Raw genomic sequence first — 21,175 nt, 5'->3', positions numbered from 1 at the left:
TCAAGTGTGCTACAATAGGTTAATATTAAAATAATTATAGAAATGAGGGATTATAATGGTTAGTGAAAGTAACTTCCCACTAATTTCTGGTTATCTATCTTTGGATTTGGTAAATACAGAAGTGGTTCGGAATGGAACCCGATATGATTTGTTGACAAAATCAGAAGATGTAATTAATTGGGTGAATACTTTACTAGAGGAGAATATTCTTCTAACTAAACAAATTTCAGATAATGTACAAGAGTGGTCTAGTCAGGTCTTACCAATCTTAAGAGAGATTCGCTCATTTTTGCGTAAGGGATATGAAAGTTTAGCCGATGGAGAAGATCTTTCTGAAGGGTGGATTAATTATCTGGAAACAGTTATTGAAAAGGCACCATTCACTTATAAGGTAGAAAATAATGAGTTAATACCTGTCCCCATTGGACAACCATCTAATGTTTTAATTTCGCTAGTAGCACTGGATGCTATTAAACTTTATACAAGCAATAAATTATCCTCTATACATCGTTGTGCGAATCCAAGTTGCGTTTTATTGTTTATCGATACTCGTGGAAGGCGAAAATGGTGTTCAATGAGAATATGCGGAAATCGTGAAAAAGTTACTCGCTTTCAAAGGCGACAAAAACAAGAATGAAAGTAATTATTCTAAAAGAAGACTTAAGATTAATATAATTGGAGTGACTTACGCAAAGGGCTATTAAAGGATATGGTTATAATGAATCATAAATTAATCTGAACATATTCTAACTTTAAACTTAATCATGAGTAAGAAAGCAATGTATCCACTGCCCGCTCAGAGGTCACCTATATTATTAACGCCTATACCATGTACTTCTTTTAAGCAATCATTAAAAAATAAAGTTAATACTTGCTTAAAGAGCCTCGTACAGAATATCTAGAGACGAAATTCGCCATTCACCAACTTCGCCTTTCCGTTAAGTTGCAGTGATTGAATGAATAAAATAGTCCTTGAATCTCCACCTACTGGATAATGTATTGTTTATATTAGCAAGCAGCTAGCATTTGAAGCTAGAAGCTAACGTAAACGAGGAGGTTCTATGCATATGAGATTTTTTGAGATAGTCGTTATTGTCTTCAACCTTTTGCTGATCGGTTGGATTCTAGTTGCCAAGAAAAAGCCTGTGCCTTGGTTGCTTATTGGTTTCGGTGTTTCCACCATTCTAATACTGATACATGGAGTTATTGAAGGCTGGCGCTGGCAGATGATTCCGGCTTATGTTATGACAGTAGTTCCGTTAGTGGCTGTAGCCGGTAGATTGCTGTTCAAATCCGAACAGTCTGCTGAGCGAGTGGTGACAAAAGCATCCCGCGTAAAACGAATAGCACTGATAACGTTAGCTGTAATCTATTCTTCCGTGGCCGTTGCGCTGCCGCTTATACTTCCGGTCTTCACCTTTGAGGAGCCGACAGGTCCGTACAAAATCGGCACCGTTACCTACGACTGGAAGGATCAGGCGCGGGATGAAACCTTCACGCCAGATCCGGGTGACAAGCGAGAGTTAATGGTGCAGATCTGGTATCCTGCAGATGCTCAAGCAGAAGGAGAAACAGAGCTCTATTTTTCTAACCCAGATGTGTTTGTGGAGGGGTATAGTAAGCTTCTGAATATGCCGAAACTGTTGTTTACGACGTTCGCTTATGTTAAAACACATGCCATTGAGAACGCGGCGATTTCCAATCGGGAGCCATCTTATCCGGTTCTTATTTTCTCGCATGGATTTAGTGGGCATAAGAATCAGAATACTTTTCAGATCGAGCATTTAGTGAGTCATGGATATATAGTGGTGGGCATAGATCATACGTACAGTAGTACAGCATCTGTTTTTGCTGATGGTCGTGTTGCAAACTTTGTGCCACAAGATACCGAATCAATCGCTTACTTGGATAAAGCGAATGAAGGCTGGGTAGCAGATGCCAAGTTTGTGCTGGATCAAGTAGAGAAGCTAGCCAATAATGATCCGGATCGTCGTTTTACGGGTCGCATGGATATGAGCAATGTAGGGATGTTTGGCCACTCTTTTGGAGGGGCGACAAGTGCACAGATGCTAATGTCGGATTCTAGAATAAAGGCTGCAATTAATATGGATGGCATTTTATATGGAAAACAACGGATTCCAGCAGAAGGGATGAAAAAGCCCTTTATGATGATGAGTGCCGATGACTCCATAGAGGTGAAAAACACCGCAGATACAGTGTCTGTCCAAATTATAGAGGAAACGTTACCGCGGTATAAACATGTGGCTGTAGGTGGAAATTACTGGATGAAAATAAAAGACATGAAGCATATGGGCTTCTCTGATTTATATCTGTTTTCACCAATATATGAAAAACTGGAGAGGGTTGATGCCCGAAAGGCTCATCGGCTCATTAACGATTACACGCAGGATTTCTTCGATCATTATTTAAAGCAGCAGCCATTTAAGCTATTGGAGCAAAATATGGGGGAACACCCGGCGTTTGAGCTGGAAAAAGGCTAAATGGTACAGGTGAACAGCCAGGGGACGTTAGCCTTCAGGCTGTTCGCATGATTGATCTGACAGTTGCTCTAGCTTTAGCTGTAAGCTCTGATAAAGTACGAGATTACCTTTTGCAAGCAAATGAAATGAAGGACTTATAATGGAACATAGTGTATTGCAGCGTTCGAGCAGTGGCGCCCTCGTTTGCTGAACATATTCTGCAAAAGAACGGATAAAATCTTCCTTATTAAATGCTTGCTCTGTATTGACATAAAGCATAATCATATCCTCGACAATGGCCTGTACATAAGGACTGTCGGCAGCATGTTTTTTATCCACCGCATGATTCAATCGATATTGTATATTCTCAAGCTTTTTCATCCATGTGGCTACACTGTAACGAGGTTTATAACCTGTATGTAAGAAGAAAAACTCAATATTATTCAGTTCCTTGATAAATTGGGGATCGTTTATCAGCTCCTGAAGCTCATTCCAAGCGGCTGTTTGTTTTGCTGTTACCCTCGCTTGATTGACAATATATTTATTGAAAAAATATAACATTGGCTCCTTCCATTCTGAAGGAATCTCTGCAAAAATGTTCAAGGTTTCCACCTTCTCAGAAATGAACTGTTTTCGTTTCTCGATAGTTAATTCTTTTTCATGAACGAGGTCGTAAACATAACGCAGTGAATCCCCTTGGTGCTGCTTCGCCTGACGTAAAATCGCAATCATATTGGTGAGTGCGCTAGCCTGTGTCGAAAGCGATTCGATCTGCCAATCGAGTGCCTTTTCAACCGGCAATTCCCCAGAAATGAGCTGGCTTATTTCATCAATACTAAAATCAAGATAGCGCAAGGTAATCGTTAACTCTAAACGCCATATATCTTCTGCCGTATATAATCGATGTCCACCATCCGTATGGCTCGTAGGCTTTATTAACCCAATTTCATCGTAATAACGGACGGTTCTGACCTTAGTTCCAATCATTTTCGCCACTTGCCCAATGGAAAACGTATCCGTCACAGCTTTAGAATCTAAAACCTTCTGAAAATCCATGCCGCTGTTTGCATGCACATGACTCACCTCCAATATCTTATTTTACGTTCTCCAGTTACTGGAGATTCAACCTGATTATACTACGTAAGCATGTCCCGGAAAGGGAGTTGCTTTGATAATACCATCATTGTATCCTTCCAAAGGGTGTGTCTTACAAATACTATTGTACTAGAAAAAATAGAATTGTACTGTACGATATACAACTATATACGGCCTTTTTCAAAACTAAACTGCCTTCCCCCTGTTCCATTCAGGGCAAAGGCAGTATAGGTGCGTTTTCTTGTCTCATATTACTAGGTTAGTTTATTACAATAGAGGGTTTTATTTGTTTAGTCCTTTGCAACAAGTGTCAGGATCGAATCTTTTTCTTTTACTTGATTTTCAGCTGTAGCATCGACTGTACTGTATTGGTTCGAGTTGGTGACAATGATTGGAGTGGTTACATCATAACCGGCCTCCTTGATTTTATTTATATCAAATTCTACTAAAACATCACCAATGTTCACTACATCTCCCTGTTGGATGTGAGAAGTGAAGTACTGCCCATCTAACTGTACGGTATCTATACCAACGTGGATCAATAGTTCAGCACCATTCTCCGAAACGATACCAATCGCATGCTTGGTTTTAAAGGCAACGGAGATGGTTCCATTAACTGGAGAAACAACCCGACCTGTCTGAGGCTTAATCGCAATCCCTTGACCCATTGCCTCTGAAGCGAAGGTAGGATCAGCTACATTGGTCAATGCAATTGCCTCTCCTTCCAATGGGCTAAAAATTTGCTCATCTACCGATTCTATATTATCGTCTTTTATAGCTGTGTTTGCTTCCTCAACAGTTTCTTCCACTGGATCATCAAAGCCTAGCATATAGGTTAGCACGGCAGAGATTATGAAGGAAGCGGTAATTCCAAGAATTAAGGCGAAAAATCCTTCGCCACCTGGCCCGAAGAAGATCGGTAGGGTTAATAACCCTGGTGCACCGGAGGCAAATGCTTGTGTACCACCGTATCCGATAATTGCCCCACCAACGGCCCCACCGATAATGCCGGCGATAAAGGGTTTCTTCAATCGTAAGGTTACTCCGTAAACCGCAGGCTCGGTAATCCCGAATAATGCGGTAATCGTGGCTGAACCGGAAAGTGCTTTTAATTTTTTGTTTTTCGTTTTTAAGAATACCCCAAAGGCTGCTCCAGTTTGAGCGAATACCGAAGCGGTAGCTGCTGGTTTAATTCCATCCTGTCCGTAAACAGCGATGTTATTGATAAAGACAGGAACAAGTCCCCAGTGCACCCCAAAGATAACGAATAGCTGCCAGCCAGCCCCTAATGCTGCTCCTGCAAGTAATGGGCTAAAATTAAATCCAGCAAGTAGTGCGTCGGCAATCCCATTACCAATCGATACACCGATTGGTCCGAAGACAATTAAGGTAATTGGCACCAGTACGACTAAAGAGATTAACGGTGTTAAAAAGTTTTTCACGCTTTGGTGAATATAGCGATTCGAGAGCTTTTCTACATAACTCATCATAATTACAGATAGAATAATCGGTATAACCGTTGATGAATAAGGCATCATCACGACAGGAATGCCGAAGAAATCGATAGCAGCATCCTGTGCTTCTAATTCTACAATGGTTGGATAGACAAGTGCGCCAGCTACTGTCAATGCGGTAAAAACATTCGCACCAAATTTACGTGCGGTGGTTACCGCTAATAGTAGTGGTAGGAAATAAAATAAGCTATCTGAAGCTGCATATAAAATCGTGTAGGTGCTTCCGGCTGGGTCTAACCAATTTAGGTTATCAGCAATTAATAGTAGCCCCTTCAAAATACCTGCTCCAGCCATTACGCCTAACAATGGTGCAAAAATACTAGAAATGACATCTACGACACGTCCGACAATATTCCCCTTTGATTCATTAGTGGAAGCATCTGTCGTTTTTTTATCATCTTCTAGAATATTAGAAATCGCACCAATTGCTTGGTACACTTCGGGCACGGTGTTTCCTATAACCACTTGGAATTGTCCACCGCTCTCCTTCACTGTAATAATACCCTCTGTATTTTCTAATTTGTCCTTATTAGGCTTCGAAGGATCCTGTAAGGTAAAGCGTAGACGCGTAGCACAATGAACAAGTGATTGTACATTATCCTCGCCGCCCACATGATGTATAATTTCTTTAGCTAATGCTTGGTTATCCATAGTAAACCTCCTCTAGGCGTTTGAGCGAAAAGAGTATGAAAAAAACCTAAGCCAATAGAAGAGCTAGAACATACTCGTGTTCCTCTTCCATGACTTAGGTTTTGCCTGCTTAATCAGTAACAATCCTAATCGCTTTTATGATTTATTTGTTAAGATATTTCATGATGACAGGGCTATCCATCTGGATTTTAACGGTTCACGACACGTTCGATATGAATCGTTAAATAAAGCATTTCTTCATTTGTCAGCTCGTGATTATATTGCCTTTTAATATAGCTTTTAATCTTCTCGGTGCATTTGGATGCTTCTTTATGCTTTTGCTTAATCATGATATATAAGTAATCATCATCATTTTTATAATGAGAACCATTAAATACACGTTGGGCAAAATATTTGAGGTGTGTAATAAAGCGTCCGTAGTTCAACGAATCTTCATTGAACTCCACATTAAAATGATATTTGACGATATTGATAATCTGTTGAATAAACTTCGTCGTGTTAAACGTATTTTCTGTGTCCTCATTCATATTTGCTTCAATAATATGAATGGCGATAAACGCTGCCTCATCCTCGGGCAGCTCGACATCAAACCGTTGATTAATGCGTGCTACTGCTCTTTTTCCAACCGCAAATTCATCCTTATACAACTGCTTAATTTCCCAAAGAATATCATTTCGTATGGTAATCCCTTGCTGATAACGCTCGATAGAAAAATGAATATGGTCTGGAAGGGATAAATAAATTTTTTCATTGAGCTCTGTATTCAAGGCTTCCTTAGCATCCTTAATGATCAGCTCAACCTCAGACATGAGCTCAGCCGGAATTTCTCGTAGCAATAGCTTAAAGTTATCAAAGGTTTGCTGATCCTTTAAGGTGAACACCTTTTCAATTTTATCCGCTTCGATTTCTTGACCAGCTTTCTTTTGAAATGCTAGCCCTCTTCCCATGACAACCAATTCCATGCCCTCTTCATCAAATGCACTGACAACATTGTTATTTAGTACTTTATGAATCTTCATTCGCTATCCTTCCTTCACATACAACGTTCGTGAAAAGTAAAAGAACCTAAGCCACTTTGAAATAAACCTAATACAGGTCTATAAAAGGTGACTTAGGTTTTGCCTGCTGACCAGTTACAACCCTAATCATCATATCTATAGTTATTCATAACTTACTAGTATTATAAGCCTATTTCTTTTCATACGTCAACGCTTTCATAAAAGAAAGAGCATACCAAAGTTCTTATTCGTTAAAATGCTAATCAAGTTGCTGACCATTAGATGAAATAACGCGTTTATACCAGTCAAAGCTCTTCTTTTTGATTCGCTTACCAGTACCATTTCCTTCATTGTCGCGATCGACATAAATATAGCCATATCGCTTTTTCATTTCTCCGGAAGAGGCACTGACAATATCGATAGGCCCCCAGCTTGTATAACCAATAATTGGTACGCCATCTTCGATCGCTTCAGCCATTTCGGCAATGTGTCTACGTAAATATGCAATACGGTAATCATCTTCAATCGTTCCAGCCTCAGTTACTTGGTCAATAGCACCTAAGCCATTTTCTACTACGAACAACGGTTTTTGATAGCGATCATACAATTGATTTGCGGTGATGCGAAATCCAACTGGGTCAATCGTCCAGCCCCATTCTGATTTAGATACATAAGGGTTCACTGCTGAACCGAATACGTTCCCGCTTGTCGCTTTTTTCATCACTTCTTTGTCAGAGCTGATCGTTCTACTGGAATAATAGCTAAATCCGATGTAATCGACTGTATGATTCTTGAGGATTTCAAGATCTCCAGGCTCCATCGCAATGTGAATGTTATTTTCGTTGAAGAAGCGGTTTGCATAGCCTGGATATTCCCCACGTGCTTGTACATCGATAAAGAAGAAGGATTCACGATCCTTATCCATCGCCAGCTTTACATCTTCTGGATTACAACTGTATGGATAGAACATCCCTGCTGCTAGCATACAGCCAATTTGTGCATCTGGAATGATTTCATGACATGCTTTTACTGCTAAGGCACTAGCCACTAATTGATGATGGGCTGCTTGATATTGAATTTGTTTTTGATTATCTCCTTCAGCGAAGACCAGTCCAGCACCGAGAAATGGAAGGTGAAGCAGCATGTTTATTTCATTAAAGGTCATCCAATATGTCACCTTGTCTTGGTAACGTTCAAACACTGTTTTTGCATAGCGTTCGAATAGGCTCACAAGCTTACGAGAGCGCCAGCTTCCATACGTATCAATTAAGTGAACAGGCACATCAAAGTGTGCAAGCGTTACGACTGGCTCTATATCATGCTTTCGTAGCTCGTCGAATAACGAATCATAGAATGCTAATCCTGCTTCATTTGGTGTTGCATCTTCTCCAGTTGGAAAGATCCGTGCCCAAGCAATTGACACACGTAGTGCTTTAAAGCCCATTTCTGCAAATAAAGCAATATCCTCTTTATAATTATGATAAAAATCAATCGCCTCATGAGCCGGATAGAACTCGCCAGCCAATGGTTGTAAGGAAGGAACATCCCCCTTCATGATTGCGCGACGACTATCTCCTGTCGGCAATAAATCAACAATGGTTAAGCCCTTATTATCTGTTTGATAAGCCCCTTCAGCTTGGTTTGCTGCAATTGCGCCACCCCATAAGAACCCATCTGGAAATGTATAATTTTCCATTATCTCTGCTCCTTTACGTTCCATATTTTCATAACGGCAATAAAAAAACCTGACGAATGCAAGGGACACAGCAATGGTGCTCCTTATTCGTCAGGTTATGCCCACTAAAGGTAACATTCCTTTTCGTTACGTATATGAATTATCTATAATCTAGCAGAAGCGATAATAGAAGTCAATTGGAATAGGTTACATCTATACCATCTGCTTTTGTTCTACAATATAAAAATCCGCTTTTCGTTCTTAATGGAACTTTTACGTAAAGCGGAGAAAGTCACATTTGTATTCTTTTTGCTTTTTTTCAACTACCAGTAATAACTCCTTCTTCAACCATTCCTCTAAACTCCATGGCTTTCCCGCCTCTTACATAAACACGTGGGACGCGTTTCCCCATTAAACAGGCTGTTTCATAATGAATAGTTCCCATTAAATCAGCAACCTCCTCCATGGCGACATAGCCTTCGCTAGGCTCACCAAAAATGGTAATCACATCCTCTAAGCTGACATTCTTATTAACCTCGGTAATATCAATCATTGATTGATCCATACAGATTCTGCCGACGATCGGTACGCGTTTTCCGTGGACGGTTACATCGCCACGATTGGATAGTAAGCGCGAAAAGCCATCTGCATAGCCAACGGGAATGGTTGCTATCTTACTTTCCCTTGTAGTCTGAAAGGTTAGTCCATAACTTATCAATTCATTGCGAGCTAATGTCTTGATATGGATAGGCTTGGTTTTGAAGCTCATGGCCTGGGTCAAGTTAATCTTTTCCTTGAGATGTTTCTTTGGATATAAACCATAAAGCCCAATACCGACACGTACCATGTCTAGATGCATAGCTGGATAGGCGATGGTTGCTGCGGTATTACAGCAGTGAATAATTGGAATATGGCGGTATTGCTTGAGAAATGAAATAACTAAACAAAATTGATGGAATTGCTTCTCTGTATAAGTTGGATCGGTATTATCTGCATCGGCAAAGTGTGTGAAGGCACCCTCCAGTATGACATAGTCGGATGTAGCTGCTTCGACTACTTGAATGGCTTGTTCTTTACTGTTCACACCAATTCGATTCATACCACTTTCGATCTTTAAGTGAATACGTGCGGGCTTCTGCAGCACCTCTGCTTCATGCTTCACTTTTATAGCTGCTTCTTCCGTGAAAATTGTCAAGGTAATATCCTGCTCGATCGCTGTTCTCACACCAGCTGGGTGTGTATATCCAAGTACGAGAATAGGGAAATCAATTCCTGCTCGCCGCAACTGAATCGCCTCATCTAATAAGGCGACAGCGAGATAGTCAGCACCGGCTGCAATAGCTTCATTTGCAACTTCTACGGCTCCGTGCCCATAGCCATCTGCCTTGACGACAGCCATCAGTTTGGTTTGCTTGCCGATATGATTTCTAAAGGCGCTGACATTATTCTTAATCGCATCTAACGAAACTTCTGCCCATGTATCGCGGTAACTTCCAAGCTTCATTTTGCATCTCTCCTTAGGTGACTGCCGATGTTGAATTTCTGCAATGAGGCAACGCACTTTTCGATCATACATAATATAAAGTAAAACTTCAATCAGTTGGGGGGTATCCCCCCACGGATAGTTCGTACGACAAGGATATGACCTAAAGGCCCTAGAACCAATCGTACATTTACTGGCAGTTAGTTATATGTGAATAAAAGCACCCTTCATACCAAGGTAGAAGGGCACATAGCTGCTATTTACTTATGCGTCTTTCAATACATCTTCCGGTGATACGAAATCGTACCCAAGATCTGCTGCTACTGCTTCGTATGTTACTTTTCCATTCATCACATTGACACCGGAAAGGATTGCTGGATTATCCTGAATCGCTTTCACAGCGCCCTTCAATGCAATTTGTACAGCATATGGAACGGTTACGTTTGTCAAACCAACCGTGGACGCACGTGGTACGGAACCAGGGATGTTGGCAACCGCATAATGGAGAACATCATGCTTTACATAGATTGGATCATCATGCGTGGTCGGGTGGTCCACTGTTTCAAAGTTACCTCCCTGATCGATGGCAACGTCAACAATCACAGAACCTGGCTGCATGGATTGAACCATTTTATCTGTTACTAATTTGGGAGCCTTTCTTCCTGGAATGAGCACAGAACCGATAACGAGATCCGATTCTTTCACCGCTTCTGCGATATTGTACGGATTCGACATTAATGTTTGGATGCTTGAACCAAAGATATCGTCTAGTTGACGAAGACGTACTGGGTTTAAGTCGATGATGGTTACTTCTGCACCAAAGCCAAGTGCAATTTTTGCAGCATTTGTCCCAACAACGCCCCCACCAATGACGGTTACTTTTCCGCGTTTTACCCCGGGAATTCCACCAAGGAGGATGCCTTTTCCGCCTTCCGATTTTTCAAGATATTGTGCGCCAATTTGTGTAGCCATTCGTCCAGCTACTTCGCTCATTGGTGTCAACAATGGCAATGTGCCGTTTGCTGTAATGGTTTCATAAGCGATGGCAGTTACGCCAGTTTCCACTAATGCTTTGGCTAGTTCTGGTTCTGCAGCCAAATGAAGGTATGTGAATAGAATAAGTCCTTTGCGGAAGTATTTGTATTCTGATGCAAGTGGTTCTTTTACCTTCATAATCATATCTGCTTTTTCCCAAACATCTGCAGCGTTAGCGATCATCTCTGCTCCAGCTTCTTGGTATTCCGCATCTGTAAAATTACTTCCCATACCTGCGTCTTTTTCGATATAGACGGTATGACCAGCATTTATTAAGTGAATCACCCCAGCGGGTGTCATAGCAACACGGTTCTCGTTGTTTTTAATTTCTTTTGGTACACCGATAATCATCATTATCCAACTCCTTCTCAATCAATCTGTTCTTGTATCATAACGTTTATGTAAAACGGTTTCATTATGAAAAAATATAAAAGGCAAAAACATGATTTGTGTAAATGCACAAATCATGCTTTTCGTATGCTTTCTATAATTAGATCAAGATAGGAATTTGCTTTTTGGTTTGGGTCTTTTAAATCAATGCCACTAACCTCTTTAATTCGCTTTAAGCGATAATTCATTGTATTGGGATGAATAAATAGCCTTTTGGCTGTGTTATAGACATTGCTATCACAGTGAAAATACATTTCTAATGTCGCTAGAAGGGAAGTCCCGTGAATTTGGTCATAAGCCCGTAGTTTTTCGATAAATGGGTTCTTGTATTGATTCATCTTCCGTGCAACTGCTAATTGCTCGATAAATTGGTACACCCCTAAATCTTCGTAGAGTTTTACAGGAGCGATGGTATCTGGTAGCTTTTCTTGTAATTTTAATACTTCTCTAGCCTGTTGGTAGGAGTTTTGGATCTGTTGCGCCGGTTGATAAACTAGTCCTGCTGCTGCAAATATGTCCGCTAAGTCTAGTTGTTGGCTAATTAGTGTAATGAAGTCGTCCATAAAGGCATACATCGTTTGCTTGTAATCGAATGCATCCTTTAGATGTACGAGCATAATAAAATCATTATTGTCAAAGAGACTTGTAATCACATGTAGCTTGACCTGCGATTCTGATAAGTAAAAGGCATGCTTTTCCATTTGTTCGGTTATTTCATCTGTAAAGCGAATAATGACAATCGCTTTATTACCATCCAAGTGCATATTGTATTTCTTTTCCCGTTGTTTAATAGCGTCCGTATCTTGCAAATCTCCACGTAACAGCTGCCAAAAGAAGTCTCGATATCCTTCTTCCAGCTTGCGATGGCGCTGTAGATCTTTGATGAAGAATTTCTTCACGTAAGCAGCCGCTTCTTTGAATAATATTAAATCCTCGTCTGTAAAGGCTTTGTCGGATGTGTGGGCCCACACAAATCCTAATATTTCATTTTGGTTGCGTACGGAAATAGCAACGCGATTGCCAAGACCAATCTCGTTAATTTTGGGAATACGAACAGGATTATCACTGTCAATTAATTTTGGCATCACACCCTTTTTCCACAATGCATTTATTACCTTATCTGGGACCTTTCGGTTGATAATCGTGGAAATGCGGACTTGGTCGATATTGTCTTTATGTTTGCTGTAGGATACGACATGATGATTGGAATCTTCTATTGTAATTGGACATCCGAAGATATCTGCAATCTGGTCTGCAAGCTGATCGAGGGATGTTATCTTTTCCTTTAAGCTATTCAGTATATCTTTCTGTTGGGACATAGACCTTATTCCTCCGTGTATGGTTTGAACAAATAAACAAAATTTTATTCTATTATTTTAGTATATACACAAATCGATTTCATAGTGAAGATGTTATAGTAATCATGCAACACGATGGGAGGAAATACAATGAAAAAAATCCTGTTAATTGGAAGCGCTTTTATTGGGGTGATTGTTGGTGCAGGTTTCGCTTCTGGACAGGAAGTGCTACAATACTTTACTAGCTTCGGCCTGATGGGGATTATTGGGGGAGTTATTGCAACCGCTTTATTTGCGTATGTTGGGATGGCACTCGTCTGGGTCGGTAGTAAAATGAAAACGAATTCACATAAGGATGTTATTTATACAATAAGTGGGAAGACCATTTTTGGTCGCGTGATAGGGACAGTTATTGATTATATTCTTATTTTTACTCTATTTGGTGTTGGTGTGGTTATGTTGGCTGGGGCGGGTTCTAACTTAGCTCAACAATTTGGACTGCCAGCAATTTTAGGTACGATCCTTATGACAGTACTTGTCTTGGTACTTGGGATGATGAATGTGGACAAGGTTGTTTCTGTTATTGGTGGGATTACTCCTTTCTTAATTCTATTTATTGTGATGATTTCAGTCTATAGCTTTTTAACGATGGATGTGTCGTTCAGTTCCTTGGATGACTTAGCGAAGCAACAGCCGACAACATTGCCAAATTGGTTTATTGCAGGGGTGAATTATGCATCCTTCAATACAGCAGTAGGTGCATCGATGGCATTAGTAATGGGTGGTGCTGAAAAAGATAGAAGGGCAGCAGCTTTAGGAGGACTAGTTGGTGGCTTCGTGCTTGGATTACTTATTATTTTGAGTCATCTAGCCATCTTCTCTAAAATCGAGGAGGTTGGCGATGTGGATATGCCAATGCTTGCGATTGTCAACGATATCTCGCCAATACTAGGTACAATTATGGCAATTGTGATCTTTGCTATGATATTTAATACAGCGATAAGTATGTTTTATTCGTTTGCTGCTCGCTTTACGAAAGTAGAGACAAGCAAGTTTAAAATCTTTTATACGATCATCCTACTCGTTGGATTTATCGTAAGTTTTATCGGGTTTACCGATCTAGTCTCTCTTTTCTATCCAACCATTGGATATATGGGACTTGTATTAATATTAGGTTTGATCTATGCGCCGATAAAACTTAAAAGAGAAGCGAAGCAAAAGCAAATAGAAGAAGCGTAAATAATGCAAAATGATGCAGGGTATCACAGGGTGTGAAACACAGACCAACATCATAAAGTGAAACTTCAATCAGGGGTTCTGTTTATGGGGTATGTCTGCCAGTTATATAGAATAAATAGAATTTCGAATCTAGTCAGTGCAGCTTCAACGTTTTAGCACTCTAGTCCGCTTGTTACCTCCTTATAATTACCAAATAAAATTTAAATATTTCTTTAATAGTGGTAAACTAGAGAGTGGGTTAAATATTTCTAGGAAAGATTTGTAACGAGATACGTCTTGTTTGATGTATCATTCAACAAGAGCGATTACATCTTTTCTGTTGAAAATAGGGAGAATGAATGGGAATGAGCAAAAACTATACGAAAACAGATGTTATGTTAATTGGTGCAGGTATCATGAGTGCAACGTTAGGATCATTGTTAAAAGAATTGGTACCAGATTGGAACATTCGTGTGTTTGAAAAGCTGGAAAGAGCAGGAGAAGAGAGTTCAAACGTTTGGAATAATGCAGGTACGGGGCATGCTGCATTGTGCGAGCTGAACTATACGCATGAACAACCTGATGGCTCGATAGATATGACGAAAGCAATTAAAGTAAACGAGCAATTCCAGGTTTCAAAACAATTTTGGTCTTACCTTGTAAACAGCAATCTGATACGTAATCCAAAGGATTTTATTATGCCTTTGCCTCACATGAGTTTTGTGCAAGGGGAGAAGAACGTAGAATTTTTAAGAAAGCGCTACAAAACCATGTCGGATCATCCGTTGTTTCAGGATATGGAGTTTTCCGATGATCAGGAACAGCTTAAGAAGTGGATTCCACTCATGATGAAAGATAGGATAGCGGATGAACCAATTGCAGCAACAAAGATTGATTCTGGAACCGATGTCAATTTTGGAGAAATAACACGTAAAATGTTCGATCACTTAGAAAGTCAAGACGTTGAGGTGAACTATAGACATACGGTTGAGGACATTCAACGTTTGAGTGACGGTACATGGGAAGTAAAAGTCCATGACATCGATAATGGGAAAATTGAGTACCATACGACAGACTTTCTTTTTATCGGCGGTGGTGGAGGCAGTCTGCATTTACTGCAAAAAACCGGGATTCCTGAATCGAAGCATATTGGTGGCTTCCCTGTAAGTGGACTATTCATGGTATGTAATAACCAAGAGGTGATCGCACAGCATCATGCAAAAGTGTATGGTAAAGCTAAGGTAGGAGCTCCACCGATGTCTATGCCACACCTTGATACAAGATTTATCGACCATGAAAAATCATTGCTTTTCGGACCGTTCGCAGGCTTTTCACCGAAGTTCTTGAAAACGGGATCCATGCTAGACCTGTTAGCTTCGGTTAAAACAGATAATCTCGTGACAATGTCAGCGGCTGGTGTGAAAAATGCTTCCTTGACAAAATATTTGATTGAACAAGTGATATCTTCGAAAGAAAAGCGCATGGAAGAATTACGGGCATTTATTCCGGATGCTAAGAGTGAGGACTGGGGTCTAGTAGTAGCTGGGCAACGGGTGCAAGTTATCAAGGATACGGAGAATGGCAAAGGAACACTTCAATTTGGTACGGAGGTTGTCAGCTCTGCAGATGGCTCGATAGCTGCATTGCTAGGAGCTTCGCCAGGTGCGTCTACTGCGGTTCACGTCATGCTTGAGGTAATCGAAAAATGTTTCTCTCAACATGTAAAAGACTGGGAGCCAAAAATAAAAGAGATGATTCCTTCTTATGGTGTCTCACTAGCAGAAAATCCGGAGCTTCTTCAAGAGATTCATACATCAACAGCACAGACACTTGGACTTAGTGAAAAAGAAAAGGTGCATAGTTAAGCTGGAACATCCATTCACATAAAGTGAAACTTCAATCGGTAGGGGGGGTGTTTATCCCCCCACTTATTCATATTGGTTGTGTATACTGGGATTCTGATAACAGGACAGCATTTAACGTAAACGCAGAACCTTTGATCTATGTTAAGATTAAAGGTTCTTTTTTTACATTGTAAGGGATGAGTTCTAAAACCCTATTGTCAAGATTCTAGCAGCTTTTTAATGAGTTCATAAGGTACAATTAAGATAGCATTCATTCATACAAGGCAAAGGGTGGAGCTGGAGAAGGATATCCCCCATTACAAAAGGAGAATTAGCAATGAATACATTTCCAATCATTGAAACGGAACGGCTTATTTTAAGGGAAGTAACAAATGAAGATGCACTAGCTATGTTTGACTACTTATCTGATCAAGACGTGGTCAAACATATGGGCTTGGAGCCATATAAAACACCAACCGAAGTTCTGGAGGAAATTAACTGGTATCAGTTAATACGAGAAGAAGGAACGGGAATTCGCTGGGGTATAACTCTAAAAAATATGGATACAGTTATCGGAAGCTGTGGTTTTTTGAACATGCATCCCAAGCATTATCGTGCAGAGGTAGGATTTGAGTTAAGTAAGCTGTATTGGGGAAAGGGCATTGCTAAAGAAGCACTAAAAGCTGTCCTAGACTATGGGTATAAGCATTTTGAACTGGAGCGAATTGAGGCTTTAATTGAACCTCTAAATCGTCCGTCCCAACGATTAGTGGAAAAACAGGGATTTATAAGGGAAGGCTTATTGCGACATTACGAATTTACATGTGGAAAGTTTGATGATTTGTATATGTATTCCATTCTGAAAGAATCGTTTTTTAAATCATGAGACAAACGAATGAGAAACAAATAAAAATGAGCGATAATTAGTTGAAATTAATTATCGCTCGTTTTTTGATTAGAATCATTCATATAGTACCTGAAATAAGCGAGACTCCGGCGGGGACAGCACGAGTCCGAAGATCCACTTGGTAACGTGCTTTTCTTTACCAAGTTAGCTGAGGCCGTGCTCGCGGAAAGAGCGTATAGTTTCACGGTGCGGCGTGATAACATGATTATTCGTATTTTGAGGAAAGAAGTTGTGTTTTGTCTCAGCCGCTAATTTATTCCGGCTGATTATCTACGTTTCCGTTGTCTTGATAAAATGCTTTAAAGTTATTATAGTTGACCATGCTTACCATTCCATTGGAAGCGTGGTGTAGGTCGTGACAGTGAAACAACCAATTTCCTGGATTATCTGCTAGAAATGCTACCTCGTAAGTTTCTCCTGGTTTTACGTTTAACGTATCCTTCATAATAGGTGAATGGCTAAGTGGTTCTCCGTTCTTACTTAAAACTTGAAAAAAGTGTCCATGAAGATGCATGGGGTGCGTAGCTTTATCCATACTATTATTTGTTAAGGTAACCTTCACTTTATCCCCCTTATTTACTTTTAAAGGAGATACATCTGGGAAGGTCTTCCCATTAATTGTCCAAACCATGCCCATCTCAGCATCCATGCTCATCTGTGTAGCTAAATCCATTTCATATTCTACATCAAAGTTATCATTAATGGAGAATTGGGATTCCCTTTGTTTTCCAAGCTGGGTAATATCCACTGTATTGGTCGTTGTTTCATGCTTGTTATCCTGAACGTTTCTGTCCTCATATACAACATCTATTTTCATGGCCTGTGATGCTTCTGCCTCTCCATGACGGTCAATGGTAAAGTTACTACTGCCATCAGCTGTAAATTCAACGTCTATACGCTCTCCGGGGGCAATTTCAAACAACGATTTGTTTACGGATTGCGGTTTATTCACCTTTTGTCCATCTACATGAGTAATTTTGTAGTCTATTGGAATATGTATTTGATGAACCATGTACCCTGCATTTATGAAACGAAGCTTTACTAAATCCCCTTTTCTCACCTTTAGTGGTTTACTATTTTCATAGGATCTGCCGTTAATAGTAAAGATGTCATAGGAAGACATGTCATGTCCCATTCCTTTTCCATCCATCATTCCGCTCTTATTGTTCATGTCCATGTTATCGTGATCTGTATTATCTGTATTCTCTACTTGATAATTTCCAGATTCCCACTCATCGAGTACTAATGTATAATCTCGATCTATGTCAGCTTCTTCTTTAGGATCTGTAGGTTCTACAATGATCGTTCCATACAATCCCTTATCAAGCTGGTCTACGCCATTTTGATGGGAATGGTACCAATAGGTTCCGGGATCGTTTGCAACAAACTCATATGTGTAAGATTCACCTGGTAAAACAGCATCCTGTGTTATCCCTGGAATACCATCCTCTGTATTGGGTACAGGGATGCCATGCCAATGGATAGAAACCGGCTCCTGTAATTCGTTCGTTAGATTAACTTTAACGACTTCCCCTTCTTTGACACGTAGTTGTTCACCTGGAACAGTGTCATTATAGGTCCAAGCATTTATTGTATTTTCAGCAGTTAATTTCCATGTGGTCTCCATAGCTGTCAAATCGAATTCATTTACTTTCTTTCCGGTAAAATTCTCCTCTTTAACGTGTGCCGTATCCCCTTTTTCTTGATTCGCATTGGTTTCTGATCCCTGTTGCGAACACGCAGACAAAAAACTAATCAGTAAAATAGCAATAAGTAAGTGAGTGATTCTCAAAGTATCTCCTCCTTCTAGTTATCCGCATATAACTGCTAGTGAGACCCCACTTCAAGTAATAAAGTGAAATCAATATGGATAAGTGTGGGATCAATAAAACTTCCACTGATTGAAGCTTCACTCTATAAAGTCTAAAAAAAATGTGTGAAGAAACGATGCATGAAATCAAAATTTTCTGTGACAACTACGATTGATTTATTATCCTGCATATAACTGGCAGTAAGCCCCCACCTCAAGCAATAAAATGAAATCAAAATTGGTAAGCGGGGATCGACTGCCAGTAAATGTCCGATTAGTTGAACTTTATAGTGAATGAATAGCTTAACGATTCATATAATGAAGCAATAGGACAAGTTTGCGAGGAGAATGGAAAATGACAATTTCAATGTTTATAACCATACTAGTTATTGCTTTACTTTCTGCCTTTATTATCTGGAATACAATCTATTATCGAAATAAGATTGCTGTGATGTCTGGGATGATGGTGGCAATGGCCCTTGGAATGAGTGCTGGATTAGCTATTGGTGTAATCATAGGAGCCTTTCTATCTGGGAATTTGTTTGATTCGACAGTGATTGGAATACTAGTAGGAATGGCTACTGGTTATTTGGCTGGTATGCCAATAAGCATGATGGCAGTAATTGATGGGGCTTTAGCGGGTATCATGGGAGGGATGATGGGAGCGATGCTAGGGGATATGATTGCTGCAGAAAACCAGGAGGCAATGATTCGAATCATAGTTGCATTGTTTGTAGGTACCGTGCTCATTCTTTATTATTTAATGAAGCAAGAATCTACTACAAAAGCAAGTGGCTGGTTCCTCCATCCCTTAACACTTATTGTGATAATTCCCCTATTTTTTATGGCGTATCAGCAATTAGGTCCGGTTATGCCTTATTCAGCCAATGATTATAACAATAGCCATAGCCAGCTTCAGGCAAAGCATCTACAGATAGAGGCTGATGAATATACGTTTTTGCCAAACCGAGCGACGGTAGCAGTTGGAGAAACAATAAATCTTGTCTTAGCTAACCGTGGGACGATGGAGCATCATTTAGTAATTATCGGATTGAAAGCACAGGGTACATCCTCTGCTCATCATCAGGAATCGAATTATTCGATTCAGCTGCATAGTGATGCGGGTGAGAATCAAGTTACTACATTTACCCCGCTTATACCAGGTACATATCGTTATATTTGCACGATCCCCGGACATAAAGAAGCGGGGATGGAAGGTGAGATAGAGGTGACACTATAAGAGAATTTGATAATTGTCATGAACGTTATACTTATTGTATGGTATGATCATATTAACTATAAAACTAATGTTGATAAGTGTGGGATCAACTGCGTAAATGTCGGTCATACCCTTGAGGTACGAACAATCCGTGGGAGCTAACAAAACTCCCATGGATTGAAGTTTCACTTAATATGAAAATAATTTTAAATAAGTAAACGAGGCTTAAAAGAAAAGGAGAGGTTTGTTTGCAGAAGCTACTGTTATCCGTTACTGTACTCCTATTCCTTTTTAGCTGCTCCAATGAAAAAAGTAATGATCATACCAAAAATGAAAGCGTTGTATCTGAGGGTGTAGATGAAAATGCTTCTGAAACGCTCTCTTTCGAGGAGAAAATTCAAAAAGTAATAAAAGCGAATAGCTATAATCCCGAAGATATCGTGGATTATGATCTTAAACAAGACTACATTTATGTATTTTTGTATAATCCTACAAATGGATTAAGTCCAGCGATTTTAAAAAATGAAAAAGACAAGCTTGTTTGGATAAAGAGCTGGGATGCTATTCAAACAAGTTCCCTTAGCGCAGGGGATGCACCGATTGTTACTATCGTTCAACCAGAGGACGCCGATGTGAAAGATGTTAAAATCTTTGGCAAATCAGCAAGAATGACTAAGTTCACAATAGAAATTACGGAGGATTTTTCAAAAGAAGTCAAGTATTGGGTTTATTATTCAAAGCAACCTGACGAAGTCCTTGATAATATTACTGAAAACATTGAATATATGAAATGATAATTAATACGTCGCAAATTAAATAATAGCTTGATAGTTAAGACGGATTAGTACTTTCTTAATGTTGTTAAACATGGGAAAAGTGTCTTGTTGTAAATTCACAATCCTGACGATTCCCCAAAAAGGTTTTCCTTTTTGGGCCTAATTATACTTTTATTTCATTCTTCTTTACATGCCCATGCATCAACATCCACTTTAAATGGAGGAGCGGCTAAAGCTACTACAAACACCATTGTTGTTCAAGGTAAATACTCCCCTAGGAATTCACCAATCATCTCTCTTCTTTTGCCTGCATCCATTTCTCCAACAATATAAAACACAAGTTTAGTGAGATCCTTTACATCCATATTTGCCTCTTGTAAATTAAGTTTTATATTTTGAAAAGCCAATTTTAACTGTTCTGAGGAATCTTCTGGTACATTCTCCTTAACGTCCATACCAAGTTGACGGATAAAGTCAGCCACCTCATATTTCCTGTTGTCTCTATTTGATGGTTATATGGTGCTAACGGTTTATGAACGCTTTCAGGATTTCTAACTACTTTCATTTTAAATCCGCCTATTATTAATAGATTTTTAAATTATTGTATATTACTTTCTTTACTCAGAAAACATATGGCACTAAAGTATTATCCCTTTAAATTTATATCTAAAATTTGCTTATGCAATATTGGTTCTCCATATTCTCCTTCATATTGAGTACCCTCTTTTTTATGTAGTCAAATTTTAGTCATCGGCTTGAACAATCCGTCAACCTGTAGCTTT

General features: G+C 39.7%; 15 protein-coding genes and 1 pseudogene. 7 read left to right on the top strand and 9 right to left on the bottom strand.

All coding sequences use genetic code 11. The annotated features are described in order from the left end of the window. Window positions 1–55: 55 nt before the first annotated feature. Window positions 56–637 carry a CGNR zinc finger domain-containing protein gene (locus tag Q1A47_RS04985; protein ID WP_026682376.1) on the top strand — a complete coding sequence of 194 codons (582 nt, stop codon included), beginning with the start codon at window positions 56–58 and terminating at the stop codon, window positions 635–637. Window positions 638–1,067: 430 nt separating this feature from the next. Next, the gene (locus tag Q1A47_RS04980; protein WP_166529968.1) at window positions 1,068–2,501 is read left to right on the top strand and encodes an acetylhydrolase; all 1,434 of its coding nucleotides are present in this window, start codon (window positions 1,068–1,070) and stop codon (window positions 2,499–2,501) included. Between the two features lie 27 nt (window positions 2,502–2,528). Here Q1A47_RS04980 and Q1A47_RS04975 read toward each other — a convergent pair whose 3' ends face one another. The 7 genes from Q1A47_RS04975 to Q1A47_RS04945 all read right to left on the bottom strand — a co-directional run bounded on the left by Q1A47_RS04975 (window position 2,529) and on the right by Q1A47_RS04945 (window position 12,640). Next, window positions 2,529–3,554 carry a MerR family transcriptional regulator gene (locus Q1A47_RS04975; RefSeq protein ID WP_026682374.1) on the bottom strand — a complete coding sequence of 342 codons (1,026 nt, stop codon included), beginning with the start codon at window positions 3,552–3,554 and terminating at the stop codon, window positions 2,529–2,531. A gap of 311 nt (window positions 3,555–3,865) precedes the next feature. Continuing rightward, window positions 3,866–5,740, bottom strand: a complete 1,875-nt coding sequence (locus Q1A47_RS04970; protein ID WP_166529969.1) for a beta-glucoside-specific PTS transporter subunit IIABC — start codon at window positions 5,738–5,740, stop codon at window positions 3,866–3,868. 188 nt (window positions 5,741–5,928) lie between these two features. Continuing rightward, entirely contained in the window at window positions 5,929–6,759 is an 831-nt protein-coding gene (gene licT / locus Q1A47_RS04965) for a BglG family transcription antiterminator LicT (protein WP_026682372.1), read from the bottom strand. 238 nt (window positions 6,760–6,997) lie between these two features. Then, window positions 6,998–8,434: a 6-phospho-beta-glucosidase gene (gene ascB / locus Q1A47_RS04960; protein WP_166529970.1), complete on the bottom strand. Its 1,437-nt coding sequence runs from the start codon at window positions 8,432–8,434 to the stop codon at window positions 6,998–7,000. A gap of 298 nt (window positions 8,435–8,732) precedes the next feature. After that, window positions 8,733–9,917 carry an alanine racemase gene (gene alr / locus Q1A47_RS04955; RefSeq protein WP_166529971.1) on the bottom strand — a complete coding sequence of 395 codons (1,185 nt, stop codon included), beginning with the start codon at window positions 9,915–9,917 and terminating at the stop codon, window positions 8,733–8,735. A 243-nt stretch (window positions 9,918–10,160) separates the two neighbouring features. After that, on the bottom strand, window positions 10,161–11,282 hold the full coding sequence (ald, locus tag Q1A47_RS04950) for an alanine dehydrogenase (protein ID WP_166529995.1): 1,122 nt from the start codon (window positions 11,280–11,282) through the stop codon (window positions 10,161–10,163). A 113-nt stretch (window positions 11,283–11,395) separates the two neighbouring features. Next, window positions 11,396–12,640, bottom strand: coding sequence for a CdaR family transcriptional regulator (locus tag Q1A47_RS04945; protein ID WP_166529972.1), 1,245 nt, complete (start codon window positions 12,638–12,640; stop codon window positions 11,396–11,398). 129 nt (window positions 12,641–12,769) lie between these two features. Between Q1A47_RS04945 and Q1A47_RS04940 the strand changes: the two genes are divergently transcribed. From Q1A47_RS04940 to Q1A47_RS04930, 3 genes are all read left to right on the top strand, one after another. Then, a complete protein-coding gene (locus tag Q1A47_RS04940) occupies window positions 12,770–13,858 on the top strand; it encodes a hypothetical protein (RefSeq protein WP_166529973.1) in 1,089 nt (362 codons plus the stop codon). 344 nt (window positions 13,859–14,202) lie between these two features. Further along, on the top strand, window positions 14,203–15,702 hold the full coding sequence (gene mqo / locus Q1A47_RS04935) for a malate dehydrogenase (quinone) (RefSeq protein ID WP_026682366.1): 1,500 nt from the start codon (window positions 14,203–14,205) through the stop codon (window positions 15,700–15,702). 316 nt (window positions 15,703–16,018) lie between these two features. Continuing rightward, window positions 16,019–16,567: a GNAT family N-acetyltransferase gene (locus Q1A47_RS04930; RefSeq protein WP_026682365.1), complete on the top strand. Its 549-nt coding sequence runs from the start codon at window positions 16,019–16,021 to the stop codon at window positions 16,565–16,567. 274 nt (window positions 16,568–16,841) lie between these two features. On the opposite strand, the gene Q1A47_RS04925 is transcribed toward Q1A47_RS04930, so the two are convergent. Next, entirely contained in the window at window positions 16,842–18,380 is a 1,539-nt protein-coding gene (locus Q1A47_RS04925; protein WP_026682364.1) for a multicopper oxidase family protein, read from the bottom strand. A 373-nt stretch (window positions 18,381–18,753) separates the two neighbouring features. Here Q1A47_RS04925 and Q1A47_RS04920 point away from each other — a divergent pair, with 373 nt between their 5' ends. Then, window positions 18,754–19,638 carry a cupredoxin domain-containing protein gene (locus Q1A47_RS04920; protein ID WP_026682363.1) on the top strand — a complete coding sequence of 295 codons (885 nt, stop codon included), beginning with the start codon at window positions 18,754–18,756 and terminating at the stop codon, window positions 19,636–19,638. A gap of 227 nt (window positions 19,639–19,865) precedes the next feature. Beyond that, complete coding sequence (locus Q1A47_RS04915) at window positions 19,866–20,411, top strand: hypothetical protein (protein ID WP_026682362.1); 546 nt, start codon at window positions 19,866–19,868, stop codon at window positions 20,409–20,411. A gap of 158 nt (window positions 20,412–20,569) precedes the next feature. Here Q1A47_RS04915 and Q1A47_RS04910 read toward each other — a convergent pair. Continuing rightward, a pseudogene (locus Q1A47_RS04910) lies at window positions 20,570–20,958 on the bottom strand (Rid family hydrolase). Window positions 20,959–21,175: the final 217 nt, after the last annotated feature.

Origin of the sequence: uncultured Virgibacillus sp. (assembly GCF_947495635.1) — a bacterium.
Lineage (GTDB): Bacteria > Bacillota > Bacilli > Bacillales > Amphibacillaceae > Virgibacillus > Virgibacillus salarius.
Note: the sequence above shows the minus strand (reverse complement) of the source record. Positions and strands in the feature narration are given on the sequence as shown.

Excerpts from the sequence above, each read along its gene's own strand:
- Q1A47_RS04985 (WP_026682376.1), top strand. The coding sequence starts at position 56 with ATGGTTAGTGAAAGTAACTTCCCACTAATTTCTGGTTATCTATCTTTG.
- Q1A47_RS04980 (WP_166529968.1), top strand. The coding sequence starts at position 1,068 with ATGAGATTTTTTGAGATAGTCGTTATTGTCTTCAACCTTTTGCTGATC.
- Q1A47_RS04970 (WP_166529969.1), bottom strand. The coding sequence starts at position 5,740 with ATGGATAACCAAGCATTAGCTAAAGAAATTATACATCATGTGGGCGGC.
- licT (WP_026682372.1), bottom strand. The coding sequence starts at position 6,759 with ATGAAGATTCATAAAGTACTAAATAACAATGTTGTCAGTGCATTTGAT.
- ascB (WP_166529970.1), bottom strand. The coding sequence starts at position 8,434 with ATGGAAAATTATACATTTCCAGATGGGTTCTTATGGGGTGGCGCAATT.
- alr (WP_166529971.1), bottom strand. The coding sequence starts at position 9,917 with ATGAAGCTTGGAAGTTACCGCGATACATGGGCAGAAGTTTCGTTAGAT.
- ald (WP_166529995.1), bottom strand. The coding sequence starts at position 11,282 with ATGATTATCGGTGTACCAAAAGAAATTAAAAACAACGAGAACCGTGTT.
- Q1A47_RS04945 (WP_166529972.1), bottom strand. The coding sequence starts at position 12,640 with ATGTCCCAACAGAAAGATATACTGAATAGCTTAAAGGAAAAGATAACA.
- Q1A47_RS04940 (WP_166529973.1), top strand. The coding sequence starts at position 12,770 with ATGAAAAAAATCCTGTTAATTGGAAGCGCTTTTATTGGGGTGATTGTT.
- mqo (WP_026682366.1), top strand. The coding sequence starts at position 14,203 with ATGAGCAAAAACTATACGAAAACAGATGTTATGTTAATTGGTGCAGGT.
- Q1A47_RS04930 (WP_026682365.1), top strand. The coding sequence starts at position 16,019 with ATGAATACATTTCCAATCATTGAAACGGAACGGCTTATTTTAAGGGAA.
- Q1A47_RS04920 (WP_026682363.1), top strand. The coding sequence starts at position 18,754 with ATGACAATTTCAATGTTTATAACCATACTAGTTATTGCTTTACTTTCT.